Origin of the sequence: Bacillus sp. N12A5 (assembly GCF_026790125.1) — a bacterium.
GTDB lineage: Bacteria > Bacillota > Bacilli > Bacillales > Bacillaceae > Bacillus.
This window is the reverse complement of the sequence record NZ_JALAMR010000003.1, coordinates 43,912-61,951: the sequence shown is the minus strand read 5'-3', so window position 1 is coordinate 61,951 and position 18,040 is coordinate 43,912. Positions and strand designations below refer to the sequence as shown.

Below are 18,040 nucleotides of genomic sequence, written 5' to 3'. Positions count from 1 at the left end.
ATAAATGTGTCTTAGACATGATTTAGAGCAGTCGAGCTGCTGACTATCTAAGGTATGTGCTTTACCGTTCGTCATTTATTTCTTTCGGTATTTGAGATGGCGCTTTAGGAACCTCTCGCAGTTTGTTATTGATCACGTCAGAAGAGTAAAGCGTAACAACCATAGTTCCCCCATGCTGTTTTGCCCGGATAAGTATTGGCTGGTTATATTGGTTTTGAAAGAGAAAGTCAGGCCCTCCCCAACTTACTGTAGCATCACGTCCTGGCGGAACATATGGCACCTGTCTTGTATGAGAATAGCGCTGAACGATTCGCAGCCCCGCACGATCAACTGCATTAAATAATGTTGATGATACCTGACAAATTCCTCCGCCTACACCTTCAGACAACTCACCTTTGACGATAATGGGCGCACTCTTATAGCCTTTATCCCGGGTTCTCATTCCTACAACTTGGTTAAATGAAAACGTCTCATTAGGGAATACAACATGGTTGTCAATTGCCTTTGCAGAAAGGGAAATATTGTGGGTTCGGCTTGTATTGCTCGAATTAAAATGAGTTACGTACTGACCGAGCTGCTGCGTACTAATGTGAGCAAGCAACTCGCTGTCAACTTTCGGATAAATATTCAATTCCGGCACTTCTGCCTTTGAAGAGCCTTGGCCATAGAAATAAGCATAAAACTTTTCCATAAATGCCTGTTGAGACAGTTTGTAACCAACCCTGCCCGGGATGATGCTCCCCTGGTCGTTAAGTGCAGCATTTATTGGCTCACGGTAAATTTGCTTATCGAGCTGCTCGATGAACTTACGGTACTTTTCATGGTCAATCAGCGGCGTACCTGGAAGAGGCATCATAAAGTGTTCACGGTTAACAGTGGCAATCGTCCGTCCGTCTTGTGTGACCATTAAGCTGTCAGGCTGTTCGCTCGGCTGAGCCAATAATAAAAGACCAGTCATCCAAATGTGTATCATAAGTCGGTTTACCTCCCGATCATTAGTATGAACTGCAGCCTATCCTTTGATGTATTTCTTCCCTTCGTTTGTTTTAGATGTTGATTTTCTTACCATGCAATAAAAAAGCCCCATAAGAGTATATCTTTCATTATTTTCTTGAGCTCATTGAAACACATGCTTAAAATAGTTGCAGGCGTTTAAAATAATCGAGATCTTCTTGTCATGAGGGACGCTTTTTCGTTCTTGTTAAAATAAAAAAAGCCTTCTACACAATAATAAAATAACCTTTTTCAATAGATTTTTATTGTAAAACGATAAAACGTGTGTTAAATTCAATTTGACAATAAATTAGTGAGGTGCTTTTTATGAATCGAGTATCAACACTCTTTTTAAAGATTGCTGTTATTTTTATTGGAATTCCAATTCTAGCTTTGTGTATTTTTGTAGTGCCTAAGATAGCCGCTTATGCTGCAGAATTACTTCCAAATATGGCTTATATACAATATTTCGTTTTCATCTTTTTGTATGGAGCGGCGATACCTTTTTACTTCGCTCTTTATCAAGCGTTTAAACTTTTAAGCTATATCGATAAGAACAAAGCTTTCTCTAACATTTCTGTAAAAGCTTTAAAGAATATCAAATACTGTGCGGTCACGATCAGTACCTTGTTTGCAGCAGGAATGCCATTCTTTTATCTCATGGCCGAGAGAGACGACGCCCCAGGCATCATCGTCATCGGATTGGTTATTATCTTTGCTTCAATGGTGATTGCCGTCTTTGCTGCTGTTCTTCAAAAACTGTTAAAAGAAGCGATTGATATAAAATCAGAAAACGACTTAACGGTCTGAGGTGATGAACATGGCAATTATTATTCATATTGATGTAATGCTTGCTAAAAGGAAAATGAGCGTAACAGAACTTTCAGAGAGGGTTGGCATTACGATGGCTAATCTTTCGATATTAAAAAATGGAAAAGCAAAGGCCATTCGATTATCAACTTTAGAAGCGATTTGTAAGGCTTTAGAATGCCAGCCCGGAGATATTTTGGAATACCGAAGCGATGAAGACACACAGGATTCATAATAAAGAAGATAATGATTAAAAGAAAAATAAAGTGGTTTGGTGGTGACCCTATGGACGTAACCCTATATCCTTCTATGCGTGTCTTACATCTATTCAGAAAAAACCTTTGGGGGCGTACATCATGAGAGCCCTAAAACAGCTCGTTCGTTTTGGTTGGGAACAGGCACTATCCTGTTTGTTTCCTGTCGTTATTTTTGCCTCTTTGGCTATTACACAAATCATCCCTCTTCCCTTCTTGCCGCGCTATGACTGGCTGCTCATCATCTGCGTTCTCATGCAGTGGTGGATGGTGCATTCCGGGCTTGAAACACGGGATGAGTTAAAAGTGATTACCTTGTTCCACCTTATCGGACTTGCTCTTGAACTTTTCAAGGTGCATATGGGCTCCTGGTCTTATCCAGAAGGAGGATATTCCAAAGTTTTCGGGGTGCCTTTGTATAGCGGATTCATGTATGCAAGTGTAGCCAGTTATTTATGCCAGGCGTGGAGAAGGCTTAAGGTTGAACTGGTTAAGTGGCCGCCGTTTTTTGTCGTTGTGCCGCTTGCGGCTGCGATTTATTTGAATTTTTTCACCCACCATTATTCGATTGACATTCGCTGGTGGTTATCTGGACTTGTCATTATTGTCTTTTGGCAATCATGGGTCATATATGAGGTAAATGGGATTCGCTACCGTATGCCGCTGGCACTTTCTTTTGTGCTTATCGGATTTTTTATATGGATAGCCGAAAATATCGCAACATTTTTTGGGGCTTGGACATATCCAAATCAAACCGAGGCATGGAGTCTCGTTCATCTAGGAAAGGTAAGTTCATGGCTATTATTAGTCATTGTTAGCTTTCTTATAGTAGCCACCTTAAAACAAGTTAAGGAACAGAGTCCCACAAAAGCAGAGACCGGTCAATTTTTATAACCGTTAAGAACCTTGCATACAAAGTAACAAATAAGATATATGAGAAAAAGCAACATTCGAATTGTTGCTTTTTCCTTTTTCGATAAATCATATTAAGCTTGGATTTATATCATACTTTCCTTTTTGTGAATCAAGTGTACAGGTTTAGATCACGTCTGCTTCAGCACCTTAATAAATTCGTGCGCTGCCGGTGTTACTTCCTCGAATGAGTGCGCGATGACGCCGATATCTCGGGTGATCCGGGGAAAGATGTCTTTTTTGATCAATTGATGCGGGACAGATGAAAGTGTAAAGTTTGAAATAATGCCTATGCCTAGGTTGTTTTTGACCATATTGATCAAGGTTTCCGCGTTTTGAACAGTCAAGTTTTCCTTTAATTTAATGTGATGCTGCTGAAACGTGTTTGACATCGCGATTTCATGACCGCCTTTGCAAAAAATAAGGTCATCTTGATACGTTTTAAGGTCGACATGCTTTTCCTGTTTTAATTCGTCATATTGCGGCGGGATAACCGCCACCATATAGTCGCTGCGCAATAGTTGATAGTCAAACGTTTCAAATGGAGAAGCTGCGATCCCAATATCAACCGTCCGATCCTCAACCCATCCTTTGATTTGATCAGAGGTGCCCTCAACCAATTCTATGCGGATCAGAGGGTACTGTGATCTGAATGCTGCAATTGCCTGCGGCATGATATTTGTTGAAACAGCAGGAAATGAACCGATTTTCACCTTCCCGCTTAACAGCTTGTTTTCCCGATTGGCTACTTGATATATTTTGCTTTCAATCCCCTTCATCTGCCTCGCCAACAGCAAAATTTCCTTCCCGACGTCAGTCAGCATTAAACCATGATGTTTATCCCTGATCAATAATTTGAGCTGCAGCGAGCTTTCCAGATTTTTAATCGCTTTGCTAACCGCCGGCTGAGAGATGAACAATTCTTTTGCCGCTTCTGTAATATTCAATTTCTCCCCGACTTTTACAAATATGTGAAGATGGTTCATGTTCATAACCATTTGGTTATACCCCCGATAATAAAAATGTATTTCAGTTATATATAAATGTAACATAAGATAGAAACCACCACGATACCTAAACAAGAAAGGCGGCTTACTAATGGTAAAAGTCATGCTGGGAATTTTATCTGTCACACTTATTTGGGGATATACTTGGGTTGCAATGAAAGTAGGAATTCATGATATCCCCCCGCTTTTGTTCTCGGCTTTTCGCCTGTTCATTGGGGCGGTTCCTTTATTTCTCATTCTCTTCATTCAAAGAAAAAAACTTTCAATAGGAAAAGCACATGTCAAAAGCTATATCATCATGAGCCTGCTGATGGGTCTGGGCTACATGGGAATATTAACGTATGGAATGCAGTTTGTTGATTCCGGGAAAACCTCTGTCTTGGTGTATACGATGCCTATATTTGTTACGGTGATCAGCCATTTTACATTACACGAGAAAATGAATGTATACAAATCAATCGGGCTGATCTGCGGCTTCTTCGGACTTTTATTTATATTTGGAAAAGAAATGCTGCATGTCGATCAAAGCGCCTTATTTGGAGAACTGTGCGTCCTTGCGGCAGCACTTAGCTGGGGAATCGCGAATGTGTTTAGCAAGCTTCACTTCAAGCATATCGATATCATTCATATGAATGCCTGGCATCTTCTGATGGGAGCCGTCATGTTATTGGTTTTCTCCTTTTTATTGGAACCGGTCCATTCAGCCGAGTGGACATATCAGGCGATATGGTCATTGGCGTTTAATGGTTTGCTTTCTACCGGCTTTACATTTGTCGTATGGTTTTGGGTGCTCAATCAAATCGAAGCATCAAAAGCATCTATGGCATTAATGTTTGTCCCCGTCCTGGCTCTATTCTTTGGATGGCTGCAATTGCACGAACAGATCACCATAAATATCGTCATCGGCGCACTACTGATATGCTCCGGCATCTTTATGAATACATTTACATTTTCACGGCAGAAGGTGTGAGTTTTTAAAGAAATACTTTTTCCCTGTTGAAGTTGGAGACAGATATAGAGAGCGTCTGACGGCAGTCTATTAAACAATGAAAAAAGCTAATGTCTGGTGTGAGACATTAGCTTTAATGGCTGGCGTTTAGAATGGTGAGTAGCAAACTTGCAGGCGGCTTTATTTGCGAAACCAGGTTGCTTTTTGTAATGCACTGTACTTAAAATCGTTATTTATTTGATTTACGTGTCTGCTTCGGCAGGCTTCAAATCATAATCGCTTATGTATGACCAATTATTATCCGCCCCAAACTTTCTCCATCTGGCAAAAAAAGATTCTTTTATCAAAAAGCCTTAAATACTGAATTAAAGAAAAATATCATAATAATGATGGCCAGTACAATAACAATCTCAAACGTATGTGAACTGCCGTCTTCTTTTTCTTGTTCAGTCTTCTCCCTCATTTGTTCCCTATATTTTCTTTGTATCCCATCCTTTTTCTTATCCATTTTATTTCACTCCATTTATCTAAAGAAGCCTGTGAAATGTTAAATCCATATAAACCTCATTGAATAAAAGATGATTTATTTACTTTCACTTAAAAATTTTATTCAAATATACTCTTTCGTGTTTTCTTCTCTCATCTTTTTGTTTAGTTCGAAACCAATAAAGATATTGATAACTGCAGCTGGAAAATATAAAATCCCTGCACCTATAATTCCTATCGCCGTACTTGAACCAACAATAAATGATTGCGTTGCTACACTTCTTGCCTTCAAGCTGAGTAATATAAGAATCCCCGCTAAAACACCTATAAACCGAGCGTTACCCGAAATAAAGAAGTCAGATAAAACCTCAAATAATTGTCCAACGATTGATAACAGGATTCCTATAAAGCTTGAAAGCACAACTAATTTTTTAATGACTTCACACTCCTTTTTAAAGCTTTTTTGCTCAACTACTATAATCCCAGTATCCATTGGGGTCGCTATGACAATTGGTGTTTAAAAGTTCTGTAAACAGGTATTAACAATCAAATAATGTATTCTCATTCATAAAGGTTAACATTTTCACATTAAACAATTCTATACTTTTATGTATAAAACTGTTGTTTCATAAGTCGCCTTCTCTTATTTCTACGCCGCCAGCGAGCTACTATTGCAGGTATTAATATCAGAGAACCGACAATAAGCAACATAAAAAAGATCACAAACAGCGCGCCTGTACCTGGCACAATTTCTTCATAGGCAATAAAGCGTTCCTCCCCCTGCAGGACGAAGAACCGTGAATTTTCGAGAAAAGCTAGATGAAAGGCTATAGACGTCCACAAGCTTCCTGTTAGGACACGCAGGAGCTGAAGGATGAATCCAAACAACAACAATAAAATGATGTAATCTACTGTGATAGCAGGCGATTCAATTCCTGCTAGGTATTGAAAACCACTTACAGTTAATGGTGCAAGCACAAATAGGATCGGCTGTAGGAGCAAGGCTATGAAACAAGTAAATCGCCTATTCAGAGCATAGTACAACGTTCCGCGAAAAGTTAATTCCTCTGGAAAAGCTTCATAAAAGAAAGCGATAATCATGTTTAAGAGCAATACTGTCACTAAATGGATAGAGAAATGAAATTGTGTAACTTTGATCCAGCCCAATAAATGGGCGATCGCGAATCCGGATCCAGATAGAACAATCACATACATTGCTCCCATCGCGGCTTTCGGAATGGCTTGCCGCCACCCAGTCAGTCCGATAGAGCAGAATGGTTTACTAGACATCCGTCTAAGAAGAATGTAGAGCAACGGGACAGTCCATAATGTTACTAAACCTGCTTGGATACCTTGCTGCAAAAGCTTGGAAGCTCCTGCTTGGCGGGCCATTGAACCGATCAAAGTAGCAACAAACAAAGCAAAAACGAACGTCCCCCAGCTGAGAAAAATCGTTGCCAGCCATTTAAGATGATTGTTTTGTTTTCCGCTTTGGGTATGATGAAGCTGCATTTGGTTACCCCTTTCACATTACTCATAAGCACTAAATAAGAAAATAAATTGCGCAATTTATATTTAAACTTTATTATCTCGATACATTCCACATAATGTTATTGTTCAAATTTCTGTATTGCTTTACTACAATTGCGTCCTTTTCTTTCAACAAATAGACATATTCCATCATTCAAGATATTTAGACTTTAACAAACAAATGCCCCTTCAGTTAAGGGGCATTTGTTATTGACTCTTTCAATTTATTGTATTCATTAACTCAAAGAAGTATTCAGGTTTATGGGTCTGATTCAGCTTATACCATGAATGCAATGTATCTGGTGCAAATACATCTAGTTTTTTCAGTACTTCCATCGCAAATTCCAAGGGAGCTATTCCTGATGCAGTTACCAAATTTTCATCAGATACTGCAGGTCCCATCTCGTAAAATGTTTCTCCTTTATAAGTAGGACAGGCCATTTTCATATACGCTAGATCATTGCTTGTATGCTTTCTAGAATCTAAGTAGCCATCATTCGCAAGGCCCACTGTTGCACCACAAATTGCAGCTACAATCGCGCCGAGCTTTAAAGCTTCATCAGCTTTTTTCAGGATCGGTTGTTGAATATCTTCTCCCCAAGTATTCCCTCCGGGTAAAATCAAAAGATCTTTACTCTTAAGCGTACACTCATCAAGGGAAATATCTGGTTTTATGCTGAGCCCTCCCATCGTTGTAATCATTTCTTTTTTAACTCCTACTGTAACTACTTGTAAAGGGGTTGCATCTTTTTTAAAATATCTCCCTGAATGGAGTTCTGCAATTAAATATCCATATTCCCAGTCTGACATTGTATGAAATGCATAAAGATAAACTTTTTTTGTTTGCATCCATAACACTCCAATCACAATTGATAAAGCCTAATCAAATGACTTCGTCCCACACTTTAAAATAAGGCCATATGGATGACAATAGGAACAAATAGAAAAATCTCATGCTGCACCTGCCCTATTATCAGCGATTTTCATCATGCCCCTAATTCTCTTAAACTTTTAATGGGAATATATCGATTTTACACCTATTTTTGTGGTACTAATAGAAGAGGAATACAAAATCAATGATCAGGAGGCCTTGATTAATTTGAAAAATAAAGCGACATTAAAACTTGGAATATGTATTGGGCTTTTATGTTTAAGCCTTACTGGTTTCAAACCCTTTGACGGACCAACGCATGCTGAAGCAAAAGCCATACAAGACACAAAAATGACTAACCGTGCAACAATGAAAAAACTTGTTCAACTTGAGAAAAAATTTGATGCTAGGCTTGGCATTTATGCAATTGACACAGGTACAAACAAGACGATCGCTTATCGGCAAAATGAGCGGTTTGCGTACGCATCAACCTATAAAGTTCTAGCCGGCGCTGCGGTCCTGAAGACAAACCCAATTGAAAAGCTTAATGAAGTCATCCGCTACAGCAAAGACGACCTTGTTACATATTCTCCGATCACAGAAAAACACGTAGATACAGGCATGAGCCTGAAGGAAATCTCAGAGGCTGCTATCCGTTACAGCGACAATACTGCGGGGAACATATTGTTGCAACAGCTTGGCGGCCCTAAAGGCTTCGAAAATTCACTGAAACAGATTGGGGATTATGTTACCAAGGCGAATCGATTTGAGACGGATCTAAACTCTGCCATTCCTGGAGATATTCGAGACACAAGCACCCCAAAAGCACTAGCAACCGACCTTAAAGCTTTCACTGTGGATAACACTCTCACGACTGATAAGCTCACGATCTTAACTGAATGGATGCGTGGGAACGCTACTGGAGACGAACTGATTCGGGCAGGTGCTCCTATAGGGTGGGAAGTCGGCGATAAATCTGGAGCCGGAAGTTACGGAACACGAAACGACATTGCTATCGTTTGGCCGCCCAATAGAGCTCCTATTGTTTTGGCAATCCTATCAAACCATTTTACGAAAGATGCTAATTATGATAATGCTCTTATCGCTGAGGCTGCAAAAGTCGTCCTTCACGACCTCAAATAAAGATGAAGACTCCTATTCCGGAGTCTTCTTTTTCTGAAGCCATTTTGTCACATTTTTGATTATTCTTCCCAATATTTCGCCCCATTAGAAGAGACGAACATGTCAAACCATATCTCAAAATTGGAATCTAAGTTAACTGCATCATCAATATCATCGATTGAATCCAGATATAACATATAACCTAAACCGTTTCTTGATTTGTTTGTGTCTATGACATATCTTCCATCATAATGATATCCGATTAGGACGTATCCCTCGGGGAAATCTTGAACTTCATTATATTCAATGATTCCTTCTAAGCTGAGTATTTCAATGCCATCAAATATTTCCATCCCATTGTGTTGTAACAAAAATTCTTTATAATCATTAGGGAAAGTAACACCTAACTTCTTTTCTAAATCGCTAATTGCTTGAGGGCTTGCTGGATCTCTGAAATGGAAAGTAGCATCTTCCATGACATAATCCCCCTGCATAGAGAATGTACCATATTTAGAAATTGCTTTCTTAATACTATCGAGAGTCATGTGAACTAACTTTCCTTCTTCCATAAAAAGCTCCTTAATGTTTTTTTCCATTAGTATGTTCTTCTTGTTTGATAAGCATATACCAATAGAATGTTGGAGTACACTTCTCTTAAGGTGAAAAAAGATCGGCAAATGCACGAACATCTCACCGATCTGCAAAAGAATAGTTCTTCTTAGAAGCTTCACAGCATCCTATTTGATTCTGGAGCTCTCATACTCAAACACTCTGTGTTCATCAGGTTCCGTTACATTACAGTCAACATTTCACTAGCTTTTGATAAGTAATCGCTTTAACCTTATAGTCATAGAACCGTATAGGTATACACTATACCCAGATGCAGCGCGAATTTTTGTTCATTTCTGGAAACCTTATATTCTTGTCCATTATTGGAGGCTCAATCTCATCGTATTAGGTTTACATCAATTACGTTATAAAAGGCATTAGAGGTATCCGCAACATCCCACACCCCTAGAATGACATGATAACCACTGCGATCAGTTGGTACATAAATGTTATGAGATAGATTAGTATCAGCCTTTGAACCATCGTGAACTACAGTTCCAATTAATTCAAATTCATCTCTTGATAAAGGTTTGTTTGGATTCCAATCTTTCTTGGTTATATAATAGTGCCACTTTGATGTTGCGTGAGGAGCAGTATAGTGCCAAGTAAAGGTGTTTAGCCCCCCACGCATGTTTTGTTTTACCCAATGATCTGCAGTCTGCCTGTCTAATCCAAAATCAATTTGACCCGATCCTCCATTTGCTGATGCAATTTTTCCATCTGGTGGCCCTGCGGCTGGAAACCCTTTTGGCCCTTCCACCGATTGAGGATTATCAACTACGGAACCATATTTTTGGGCAGCTGCCGTCCAACCAATTATTTGTTTTTCTAATGACCCCATATAGGCTCTACTAGCAGGTTCTTTTATATACCCGTGTGCAGATACATCACCTGCAAATAAAGTGGCACCAACACTCAGAACAGCAGTTAAAACAGCGCCTTTAATAAAACCCTTCATTACCAACTCATTCCTCCCTTTATTGTAAAATTTTTCTCTTTCCTGCTATAATAATTCATTACATGTGAGGTAATCTCCTTCTTTATTTATGATGTCGTAAACTTTAAAGAACTTCATGTTCCTCTATTCCTTTGTTCTTCAGCTTATACTCTATCAGTCTCTTCTTGATCTTATGGCAACTTTATAAAACACATATCATCTGCAATATCATGTACCCTGCGTGCGGTGTGTGTTCTGTATATTATCGCGATGTCTTTTTTCTTTTGTCTATCGATCTGTTCTTTTTAATTAAACGGGGCACTATAATTGAACTGTAGGTTCGCAGAAAGAAAATAAACTATTATAAGGGGGATTTTTATGTTTCAAACCTTAAATCATTTTTTAAAGTCTTGGGAGTTCGAATCCGGTGCGACACAGAAGATACTAAGTACTCTAACTGATGAATCACTTAAACAAGAAATCACTTCACAAAATTGGACTTTAGGGCGCATTGCTTGGCATACTGTTGCTGCCATTCGCATCATCACCTCAAACACAAACTTAACATTTGATGCTCCAGCTGAAGATTATCCTGTTCCTACTTCGGCCAAATTGATAGCAGACAGCTATCACCAAGCCAGTAATGCATTTGTACAGGCATTAGAAACCCAATGGACTGACAAAACACTTCAAGAACATATCCACTTTATTGGTGAACAATTGCCAAATGGTTCGCTTTTGATGTTTTTGATTCAACATCAAAATCACCATCGAGGACAAATGACGGTTCTTATGAGACAAGCAGGATTAACTGTTCCAGGTATTTATGGTCCAGCTCATGAGGAATGGACAAAATTTGGTTTGGAACCCCCGAAAATGTAAATAAACTTTTTTATAAAGAAGTTAACCTATTACAATATATAAAAACATGTTTTGATCAATCTTATTTCAAAACATGTTTTTTCATTTATCAATGTTGTTATTAATAAATTTGATTCGCTTGACGATCAGGAGTACAAAAGGTGACTATATTCGACTTCTTCCATTCTCGTTGAGATCGTTTTTTCCCGTCTCTTTTCTGATTAAAATTGTTGATTTATTAAGATTCCTCATCAAAAAAAGCGCTCTGCTTTCGGCGGCAGGTGCGCTTCATCTCTCAATATTTGGACATATACCATCATTCCAGAACTATGAAAAACAACAGGATATTCGCCTAGATAATCATATTTGCCAATCCAGCTAAATACGATGACCATCCACCTGGAAGGAAGGTTTAGTTCAAATCCTAGAGTCTGAACAACTGCAGCTAAGAATATTTTTCAAACTTTGTGCTTCCATACTCGGTTCCTGCTGATACCAGTCATCAGCAGTTGTTTTGACTGTTAAGCTCGGAGGCTGTTTTAATGACATTAACTGGTTGATTAACACTTAATGCAATTGTATTGTTGTTCCTGACGTTTTCTTTAGCTTCCGCCCCATCCAAAAACTTAAAAGCTTCCTCTTCCAGGTTAAACACAGTTTAATACTAAGCACGGTAAAATCCACATACCCCTCTTCGAATCCTGGAGAGTATAATCTCTCCATCCCTGCATAAGAGGGTGATACAAATGTACAAGACATTCTCATTAAAAATAAAGGTTGATACATATTGCACACGACTAATATGTATCAACCTTTTAGTTTAGCTCAACAAACTCGCTTGATTGTTGAACCATTTTCTTCGCACTTCAATTTCAATAAATCCTTATTTCGTTTGTCCCACTATACTTCTGAATCAATCTCCTTTAATAGTTCATAAAACCACTTCACATTAACTTTATGGTGTGAAATGGAATTTTCCAACATACGAACAAAACTCTTCATGAGAGTTGATCTATTTGCTAATGCATCCTCTATGAGAGAAATTTTTTTCTCTGTTTGCTTAATCTGAACTAGAATGATTTCCCTCATCTTTTCTTTGTCGAATTCCTCTTCAAAAAGCATAGCACCATAAAAGGAAAGATTCACATAATCCGTTTTTGTCCCATACTTGGTCATTAAACGATTGAACTCTGTAATTCCTAAATCAGTAAGAATGTATTTATTTCTTTCTCTCGATTCTGATTCCCTCATTTCAGAAATGCGTTGAATCAATCTTTTTTCTTCTAACTGTTGAATATTGTAATAAAATGAACCTTTAGTGTAATTGACTACATACTCGTAATGTCGCTCATTCATAATCGCCAAAAGTTCATATCCATATGAACCGGGTTTTTCTTTTAACAACCCTAAGATTAAAAGTGGAATCAATTGATCTCTCCTCATAAAATGAGATTAATTTTGCTTTACTTACTTTCATTAATATTTGAGACATTAATAGAAAACTCCTCAAAACTTAATTGTCCCAAGGCAAACTTCATACTTTCAACAAATATACGTTCATTTTTAGTTAGTTCACGCTTTGCTTCCTTTTCAATCCATTCATGCTCAACGTCCAAAATATCTAAAACATGCTTTTGTTTTGAAAAAGCCTCATAGTATCTTAATCCAAATTTTCTTTGGGAGACGGCATCAATATGAATGCCATCTGGATTTGCTGTTAAGCCTTTTGATGTTACAAAATAACAATTTTTTTCGGTATGAGCAACTTTAGATAATATCTTGTTTATTTGTTTATATTCTACAGCGCTTTTTCCAAATCCGACATCTCCAAGGTAATGTCCCAACTCACCGATAATGATCGGGATATCTGGTGCATTCAATTCTTCTCTCAAGTGTTTAATTAATGAAAGTAATTTAACTTCATACGTCTTATAACGTTCTCCGTAACTGTCGCTTTCTCCTTGATGCCACAGAATTCCCACTAATTCACTTGTTTCCATTGCGAATTTTGCTTCAGAAATCGCGTGCCTTGTTAATAGTCCGTCAATTGCCCACTCATCAATTGAGCTTCCTCCCTCGGCACATGGTATTACCCCAATGGACTCGCCCGGATGATCCGTTGTCCAAGCTTGAGCAAATGAGGCTGCCGGCCCAACACCAGATACGTGACGATCAAAATTAAGCGGTTCTGCCATCATTTGCCATCTGCCGTTTCGCAACATATTTATACGCTCATTATAAATCGGCGGTACATCCTCAATAAATCCTCTGCCTGCCATATTTGATTGTCCGATTAATAATATAGATTTCATAGAAATACCTTCTTTCTTTGTTTACGATAGTCTAATTAGACTAAGTAGGTTTATAACCATAGTTTAATGAGACTTTCTTGTCAAGTCATTTTTGTCCTTATTCACTAAATGGCCAATAACAAAAAGACACACCTCTATATGTGCATCTCGATTTTGATTAAGTTTAATCCCGTTTTGCCACTTAGCTAAGCATATATTTTTGTGGCCTCACTCTTTCATGACCAAGTAAGCTTTGGATCGCTTCTAGTAGAACAACGTTATTAATCATATAAGTAGCATAGCTGTGTCGTAGTTGATGAGGATGAATACTCTTTTTTATCCCAGCTCGATTTAATTTTTAACTCTTTGCCTTTTTTATAAAAGTACCTCTTTCTATGTGGCTTTTGCTTTTATATATGAAATCAAATGCAATATCAGCTAAAGCTTGTTTCCATTACACGTTCTATCTTCCTTTTTCTTCACTTCTATATATTTTTACGAATTATATAAAAAAAAGGTACCACTTGGTACCTTTTTTATCTTTACTTCGTATTTCTTGTGAATTTTGGTAGTCCGAATATAATTGCTATGATGCCGCAGATCCCGATTAAAACAGGATAGAAGGAGTAATGCAAGATGCTGACGGGTGAAACATTTCCAAACTTCCCGGCCGATAACATCTGCGCCCCATAAGGGATTAAGCCTTGTATCATGCAGGAAAAGATATCTAAGATACTTGCCGACTTTCGATTGTCGATTTTAAATTCATCAGAGATATTTTTGGCGATTGGCCCGGCTGCAATAATAGCAATCGTATTATTGGCAGTAGCTAGGTTAGTAACGCTGACCAATCCGGCAATGCCGGCTTCAGCACCTTTTTTCGAATGGATTTTTTTAGAAATGAATCCCAGTAAAAAGTCAATCCCGCCGTTTTGTTTCATGACGCCGACCATTCCGCCAATTAACATTGAAAGGATGATAAGATCAGACATTCCGGCAATTCCATCTGTAATTGCTTTAAAATATGACTCAAGAGTTAAGCTGCCGCTTACAAACCCTATAATTCCTGTTAAGATCAATCCGCCGAAAATGACAGCCACCACATTAAAACCAATTAGCGCAAAGACTAACACGGCAACATAAGGAAGTACTTTAAACCAGCTGTAAGTTTCAGCTCCGGTATGTCCTATGTGTCCTGTCGGTATAAAAAATAATAAAATGATAGTTATGATAGCAGCAGGCAAAACGATCAAAAAATTCGTTTTAAATTTATCCATCATTTGTGTTTTTTGTGAACGTACTGCCGCGATGGTGGTGTCCGAGATAAAAGAAAGATTATCTCCAAACATAGCTCCGCCGACAACAGCTGCAATAGCAATTTCAGTAGACAATCCAAGTTCTCCGCTCAAACCGGCGCTAATTGGAGCAACTGCCGCAATCGTCCCCATTGATGTTCCCATCGAAACAGAAATAAAACAAGCAATGATAAAAAGCCCTGGCAGTATAAACTGCTGCGGAATAATGCTCAAAGCAAGGTTGACGGTTGAGTGTACCGCTCCCATCGCCTCAGCTGCAGAAGCAAAAGCACCTGCTAATATAAAAATGATAACCATAATAATAATATCAGGATGTCCCGCACCGGAAGCAAACCATTCTATTTTCTGATTGAGCGATTTCTTCTGGTTAAATGATAGCGCGAAAGCTGATGCTATAATTGCCGCAATCAATATTGGTAATTTATAGAAATCTCCAGTCAATACACCAGAGCCGACAAAAAGACCTACAAATAAAACTAGCGACAATAGCGCCCATGGATTTCCATTCTGTTTCATCTAAGTAGCCACCTCTAATTTCAATATCAAAACCGTTAAACATAGTCTAAGCAACATTCCATACTTTAAAAGGCTACAGTAAAAAAGTCAAGCTGAAAAATAGTATAGTAATTATTAAATTAATAACAGAAAAGAGAGAAGGATTATTCAAGGTGAGGAAAAGCACTCTTATCAACAGATTTATTTGGAAAGTACAATATGCAAATACAACTGTTTTGAGGCGTGTTTAAGCGGGAATATCTAGATAACTAAACTTTCTCATTAAACTTTGGGGAAGTTGGCAACAACGATATTCGGCAAAAAAACAGTTTAGTATTATTTATAATATAAAAAGGAAAGGGTTCATCCCCTTCCTCTATATGCACCAACTCAATCTGTGGTCGTAGCAACTGTTATTCAAACAAGACAAAACAATTTCAGAGAACATGAGAAGCATTTACAAGAAAATGCTTTCAAACGGGTATGAATATGCCTTTACTTGGATTAACTTTAAATAATTTTTACACTTTAGAAACAGTTGATACACCTTTAATTTTCTTATACATTTCTCTTTCTTTTTGTGCTTATACATATTCGTCACAAGGAATATGTCATCGTTTTGTTCGAATAATTCATTAAAAATGATTGAAATTTTTTTTAAGCCAAAACATCCAAATAAAAAAGCTGGTTATAATTATTATAAAAATCAATAGGAACAATATATATATTAAAGAGGGATTGTTATGACTAAATTATATACATGTTTAATTTGCGGATATAAAGGATTAAGTGAAAACCCATTAAACAACGATGGTGAGTATCAAAAAACATTTGAAATCTGCCCTTGTTGCGATTTTGAATACGGCTACAGTGAAGATCATGAAGTAAGCTTAGGTTTTATTGTGACGCCAGATTACTTAATTGACGCTGCACTTCAGTTATATCGAAAACAGTGGATTGAGAATGGAATGAAAATTGCAAATCCCAAATATATTCCAGATGAATTAAGAAACGGTGACTGCTTAAAATTTGAGGTGTTGTTAAAGCAATTGAATAGCCTAAATCTCGATACTGAAAACTTTGAAATTAAAGGATTTAATGGTTATTAAGCAGATTCAAGCCCCCATATGGGGGCTTTCTTATTATTGTACAGTCTATCAGAAAACTATTTATAGAAAAACTATTAATGTATTGTATAAATATCACTGACCTTTTCTTTCTCCATTCAACTTCTTTAACCTCAACTGTTTGCTGCTGCATCACATTCCTCCTTTTTGATTTTCGTGTATCAAGCCTGTACAATATTCAAAAACCCTAAAGGATGATGAACATGTGTGGAAGGTTCACTTTATTTTCTGAGTTTGATGACATCATTGAGCAATTCAATATAGATCAATTCTTACCTGAAGATGAATATCACCCAAGCTATAATGTCGCTCCTTCACAGAACATCCTGACAATAATCAACGATGGATCTAATAATCGTCTGGGTAAACTTAGATGGGGTCTCATTCCTCCTTGGGCAAAAGATGAGAAGATCGGTTATAAAATGATCAACGCTCGAGCTGAAACATTGGCTGAGAAACCCAGCTTTCGAAAGCCGCTTGTCAGCAAACGCTGCATCATCCCTGCAGACAGTTTTTATGAATGGAAACGTCTTGATCCGAAGACTAAGATCCCTATGCGGATTAAGCTTAAATCATCTAAACTCTTCGCTTTTGCCGGCTTATATGAAAAATGGAACACGCCAGAAGGCAATCCGTTGTACACTTGCACAATCATCACAACAAAGCCTAATGAGCTTATGGAAGACATTCATGATCGTATGCCAGTTATCCTTACTGATGAGAACGAAAAGGAATGGCTTAACCCTAAAAATACTGATCCTGATTATCTGCAAAGCTTGCTGCTGCCTTATGATGCTGATGATATGGAAGCATACCAGGTTTCATCTTTAGTGAATTCACCTAAAAACAATTCACCTGAGCTCATTGAATCCCATTAAGTACCACTGCCATATCGCTTTATATATCGCCTTCGCTTAGCTAATGTGTTCTAAGTAGGAGGTGATATTTTGTTTGTATCGCCAATGCTATTGCATTCGATAAAGGAACCACTTGAGGACAAAGACTATATCACTGAGCTCAAAATTGATGGTATCAGACTCATTATCAAGACTTACTTTGAATAAATTAAACACGCCTTGTTGTCATTCATTGTTTATATGTACACGATGATTCTTTCCAAAGTAGTAACCCAACTAGTTTCAGTTACAAAAAAACATTCAATAAATCATATTTGAGGTCACAAATCCCTTTAGTCCTTACTCCACTTCGCCACTTTGAAAGTTTGATTTAAGTTCCCTTTGCCAAAGAACAATATATTGCTTGTTAAAGTGATGAAAACGATCATAAACATATAAAAATTTCTATCTGACTGATATTTCGTCCTTCTCCCCTGCTATAAACGCTATTAAATAAAATAATGCCCTTATCAATATGCTCCTTTAAAATATATGCATGCATGAACATACATAATTTTTAATTCACCATTTAATACAGAAAGAATTTAATATAACTCTCATACAAACTATTAAG

General features: G+C 37.8%; 20 protein-coding genes and 2 pseudogenes. 9 read left to right on the top strand and 13 right to left on the bottom strand.

What is annotated here, in order from left to right:
• Positions 1-61: 61 nt before the first annotated feature.
• The gene (locus MOC09_RS03515) at positions 62-973 is read right to left on the bottom strand and encodes a VanW family protein (protein ID WP_268360349.1); all 912 of its coding nucleotides are present in this window, start codon (positions 971-973) and stop codon (positions 62-64) included.
• 347 nt (positions 974-1,320) lie between these two features.
• Between MOC09_RS03515 and MOC09_RS03510 the strand changes: the two genes are divergently transcribed.
• The 3 genes from MOC09_RS03510 (at position 1,321) to MOC09_RS03500 (ending at position 2,951) form a co-directional block, all read left to right on the top strand.
• Positions 1,321-1,803: a DUF2975 domain-containing protein gene (locus tag MOC09_RS03510; RefSeq protein ID WP_268360348.1), complete on the top strand. Its 483-nt coding sequence runs from the start codon at positions 1,321-1,323 to the stop codon at positions 1,801-1,803.
• Between the two features lie 10 nt (positions 1,804-1,813).
• Entirely contained in the window at positions 1,814-2,038 is a 225-nt protein-coding gene (locus tag MOC09_RS03505) for a helix-turn-helix domain-containing protein (protein ID WP_268360347.1), read from the top strand.
• A gap of 121 nt (positions 2,039-2,159) precedes the next feature.
• On the top strand, positions 2,160-2,951 hold the full coding sequence (locus tag MOC09_RS03500; protein WP_268369589.1) for a DUF817 domain-containing protein: 792 nt from the start codon (positions 2,160-2,162) through the stop codon (positions 2,949-2,951).
• A 149-nt stretch (positions 2,952-3,100) separates the two neighbouring features.
• Here MOC09_RS03500 and MOC09_RS03495 read toward each other — a convergent pair whose 3' ends face one another.
• Positions 3,101-3,967: a LysR family transcriptional regulator gene (locus MOC09_RS03495; RefSeq protein WP_268360346.1), complete on the bottom strand. Its 867-nt coding sequence runs from the start codon at positions 3,965-3,967 to the stop codon at positions 3,101-3,103.
• A 100-nt stretch (positions 3,968-4,067) separates the two neighbouring features.
• Here MOC09_RS03495 and MOC09_RS03490 point away from each other — a divergent pair, with 100 nt between their 5' ends.
• Positions 4,068-4,946 (top strand): DMT family transporter, encoded by an 879-nt coding sequence (locus MOC09_RS03490; protein ID WP_268360345.1) that lies wholly within the window; start codon positions 4,068-4,070, stop codon positions 4,944-4,946.
• A 322-nt stretch (positions 4,947-5,268) separates the two neighbouring features.
• Here MOC09_RS03490 and MOC09_RS03485 read toward each other — a convergent pair whose 3' ends face one another.
• The 4 genes from MOC09_RS03485 to MOC09_RS03470 form a co-directional block, all read right to left on the bottom strand.
• On the bottom strand, positions 5,269-5,433 hold the full coding sequence (locus tag MOC09_RS03485) for a hypothetical protein (RefSeq protein WP_268360344.1): 165 nt from the start codon (positions 5,431-5,433) through the stop codon (positions 5,269-5,271).
• A gap of 102 nt (positions 5,434-5,535) precedes the next feature.
• Positions 5,536-5,904, bottom strand: a complete 369-nt coding sequence (locus MOC09_RS03480; RefSeq protein ID WP_268369587.1) for a permease — start codon at positions 5,902-5,904, stop codon at positions 5,536-5,538.
• A gap of 113 nt (positions 5,905-6,017) precedes the next feature.
• Positions 6,018-6,923 (bottom strand): type II CAAX prenyl endopeptidase Rce1 family protein, encoded by a 906-nt coding sequence (locus MOC09_RS03475; RefSeq protein ID WP_268369585.1) that lies wholly within the window; start codon positions 6,921-6,923, stop codon positions 6,018-6,020.
• A gap of 237 nt (positions 6,924-7,160) precedes the next feature.
• On the bottom strand, positions 7,161-7,790 hold the full coding sequence (locus tag MOC09_RS03470) for a type 1 glutamine amidotransferase family protein (protein ID WP_268369584.1): 630 nt from the start codon (positions 7,788-7,790) through the stop codon (positions 7,161-7,163).
• A 244-nt stretch (positions 7,791-8,034) separates the two neighbouring features.
• Here MOC09_RS03470 and bla point away from each other — a divergent pair, with 244 nt between their 5' ends.
• Entirely contained in the window at positions 8,035-8,955 is a 921-nt protein-coding gene (bla, locus tag MOC09_RS03465; protein ID WP_268369788.1) for a class A beta-lactamase, read from the top strand.
• Between the two features lie 59 nt (positions 8,956-9,014).
• Here the strand turns inward: bla and MOC09_RS03460 are convergent, their stop codons facing one another.
• Both MOC09_RS03460 and MOC09_RS03455 read right to left on the bottom strand, forming a co-directional pair.
• Positions 9,015-9,410 carry an SMI1/KNR4 family protein gene (locus MOC09_RS03460; protein WP_419901063.1) on the bottom strand — a complete coding sequence of 132 codons (396 nt, stop codon included), beginning with the start codon at positions 9,408-9,410 and terminating at the stop codon, positions 9,015-9,017.
• Positions 9,411-9,880: 470 nt separating this feature from the next.
• Positions 9,881-10,501: a lytic polysaccharide monooxygenase auxiliary activity family 9 protein gene (locus MOC09_RS03455; protein ID WP_268362834.1), complete on the bottom strand. Its 621-nt coding sequence runs from the start codon at positions 10,499-10,501 to the stop codon at positions 9,881-9,883.
• A 357-nt stretch (positions 10,502-10,858) separates the two neighbouring features.
• Between MOC09_RS03455 and MOC09_RS03450 the strand changes: the two genes are divergently transcribed.
• Entirely contained in the window at positions 10,859-11,362 is a 504-nt protein-coding gene (locus MOC09_RS03450; protein ID WP_268367274.1) for a DinB family protein, read from the top strand.
• A gap of 879 nt (positions 11,363-12,241) precedes the next feature.
• Here MOC09_RS03450 and MOC09_RS03445 read toward each other — a convergent pair.
• From MOC09_RS03445 to MOC09_RS03425, 5 genes and pseudogenes are all read right to left on the bottom strand, one after another.
• Positions 12,242-12,769, bottom strand: coding sequence for a PadR family transcriptional regulator (locus tag MOC09_RS03445; protein ID WP_268369583.1), 528 nt, complete (start codon positions 12,767-12,769; stop codon positions 12,242-12,244).
• Between the two features lie 35 nt (positions 12,770-12,804).
• Positions 12,805-13,653: a sialate O-acetylesterase gene (locus MOC09_RS03440; RefSeq protein WP_268367245.1), complete on the bottom strand. Its 849-nt coding sequence runs from the start codon at positions 13,651-13,653 to the stop codon at positions 12,805-12,807.
• Between the two features lie 181 nt (positions 13,654-13,834).
• Positions 13,835-13,960: a tyrosine-type recombinase/integrase gene (locus tag MOC09_RS03435; protein ID WP_268362816.1), complete on the bottom strand. Its 126-nt coding sequence runs from the start codon at positions 13,958-13,960 to the stop codon at positions 13,835-13,837.
• 214 nt (positions 13,961-14,174) lie between these two features.
• Complete coding sequence (locus tag MOC09_RS03430; RefSeq protein WP_268369582.1) at positions 14,175-15,464, bottom strand: Na+/H+ antiporter NhaC family protein; 1,290 nt, start codon at positions 15,462-15,464, stop codon at positions 14,175-14,177.
• Positions 15,465-15,915: 451 nt separating this feature from the next.
• Positions 15,916-16,095, bottom strand: a pseudogene (locus tag MOC09_RS03425) (DUF3885 domain-containing protein); the annotation flags it as partial.
• A 91-nt stretch (positions 16,096-16,186) separates the two neighbouring features.
• On the opposite strand from MOC09_RS03425, the gene MOC09_RS03420 reads away from it, so the two are divergent.
• From MOC09_RS03420 to MOC09_RS03410, 3 genes and pseudogenes are all read left to right on the top strand, one after another.
• On the top strand, positions 16,187-16,552 hold the full coding sequence (locus MOC09_RS03420) for a hypothetical protein (RefSeq protein ID WP_268362952.1): 366 nt from the start codon (positions 16,187-16,189) through the stop codon (positions 16,550-16,552).
• A gap of 221 nt (positions 16,553-16,773) precedes the next feature.
• Positions 16,774-17,448, top strand: a complete 675-nt coding sequence (locus MOC09_RS03415) for an SOS response-associated peptidase (RefSeq protein WP_268369581.1) — start codon at positions 16,774-16,776, stop codon at positions 17,446-17,448.
• A 69-nt stretch (positions 17,449-17,517) separates the two neighbouring features.
• Positions 17,518-17,625: pseudogene (locus MOC09_RS03410) on the top strand (ATP-dependent DNA ligase); the annotation flags it as partial.
• Positions 17,626-18,040 lie beyond the last annotated feature (415 nt).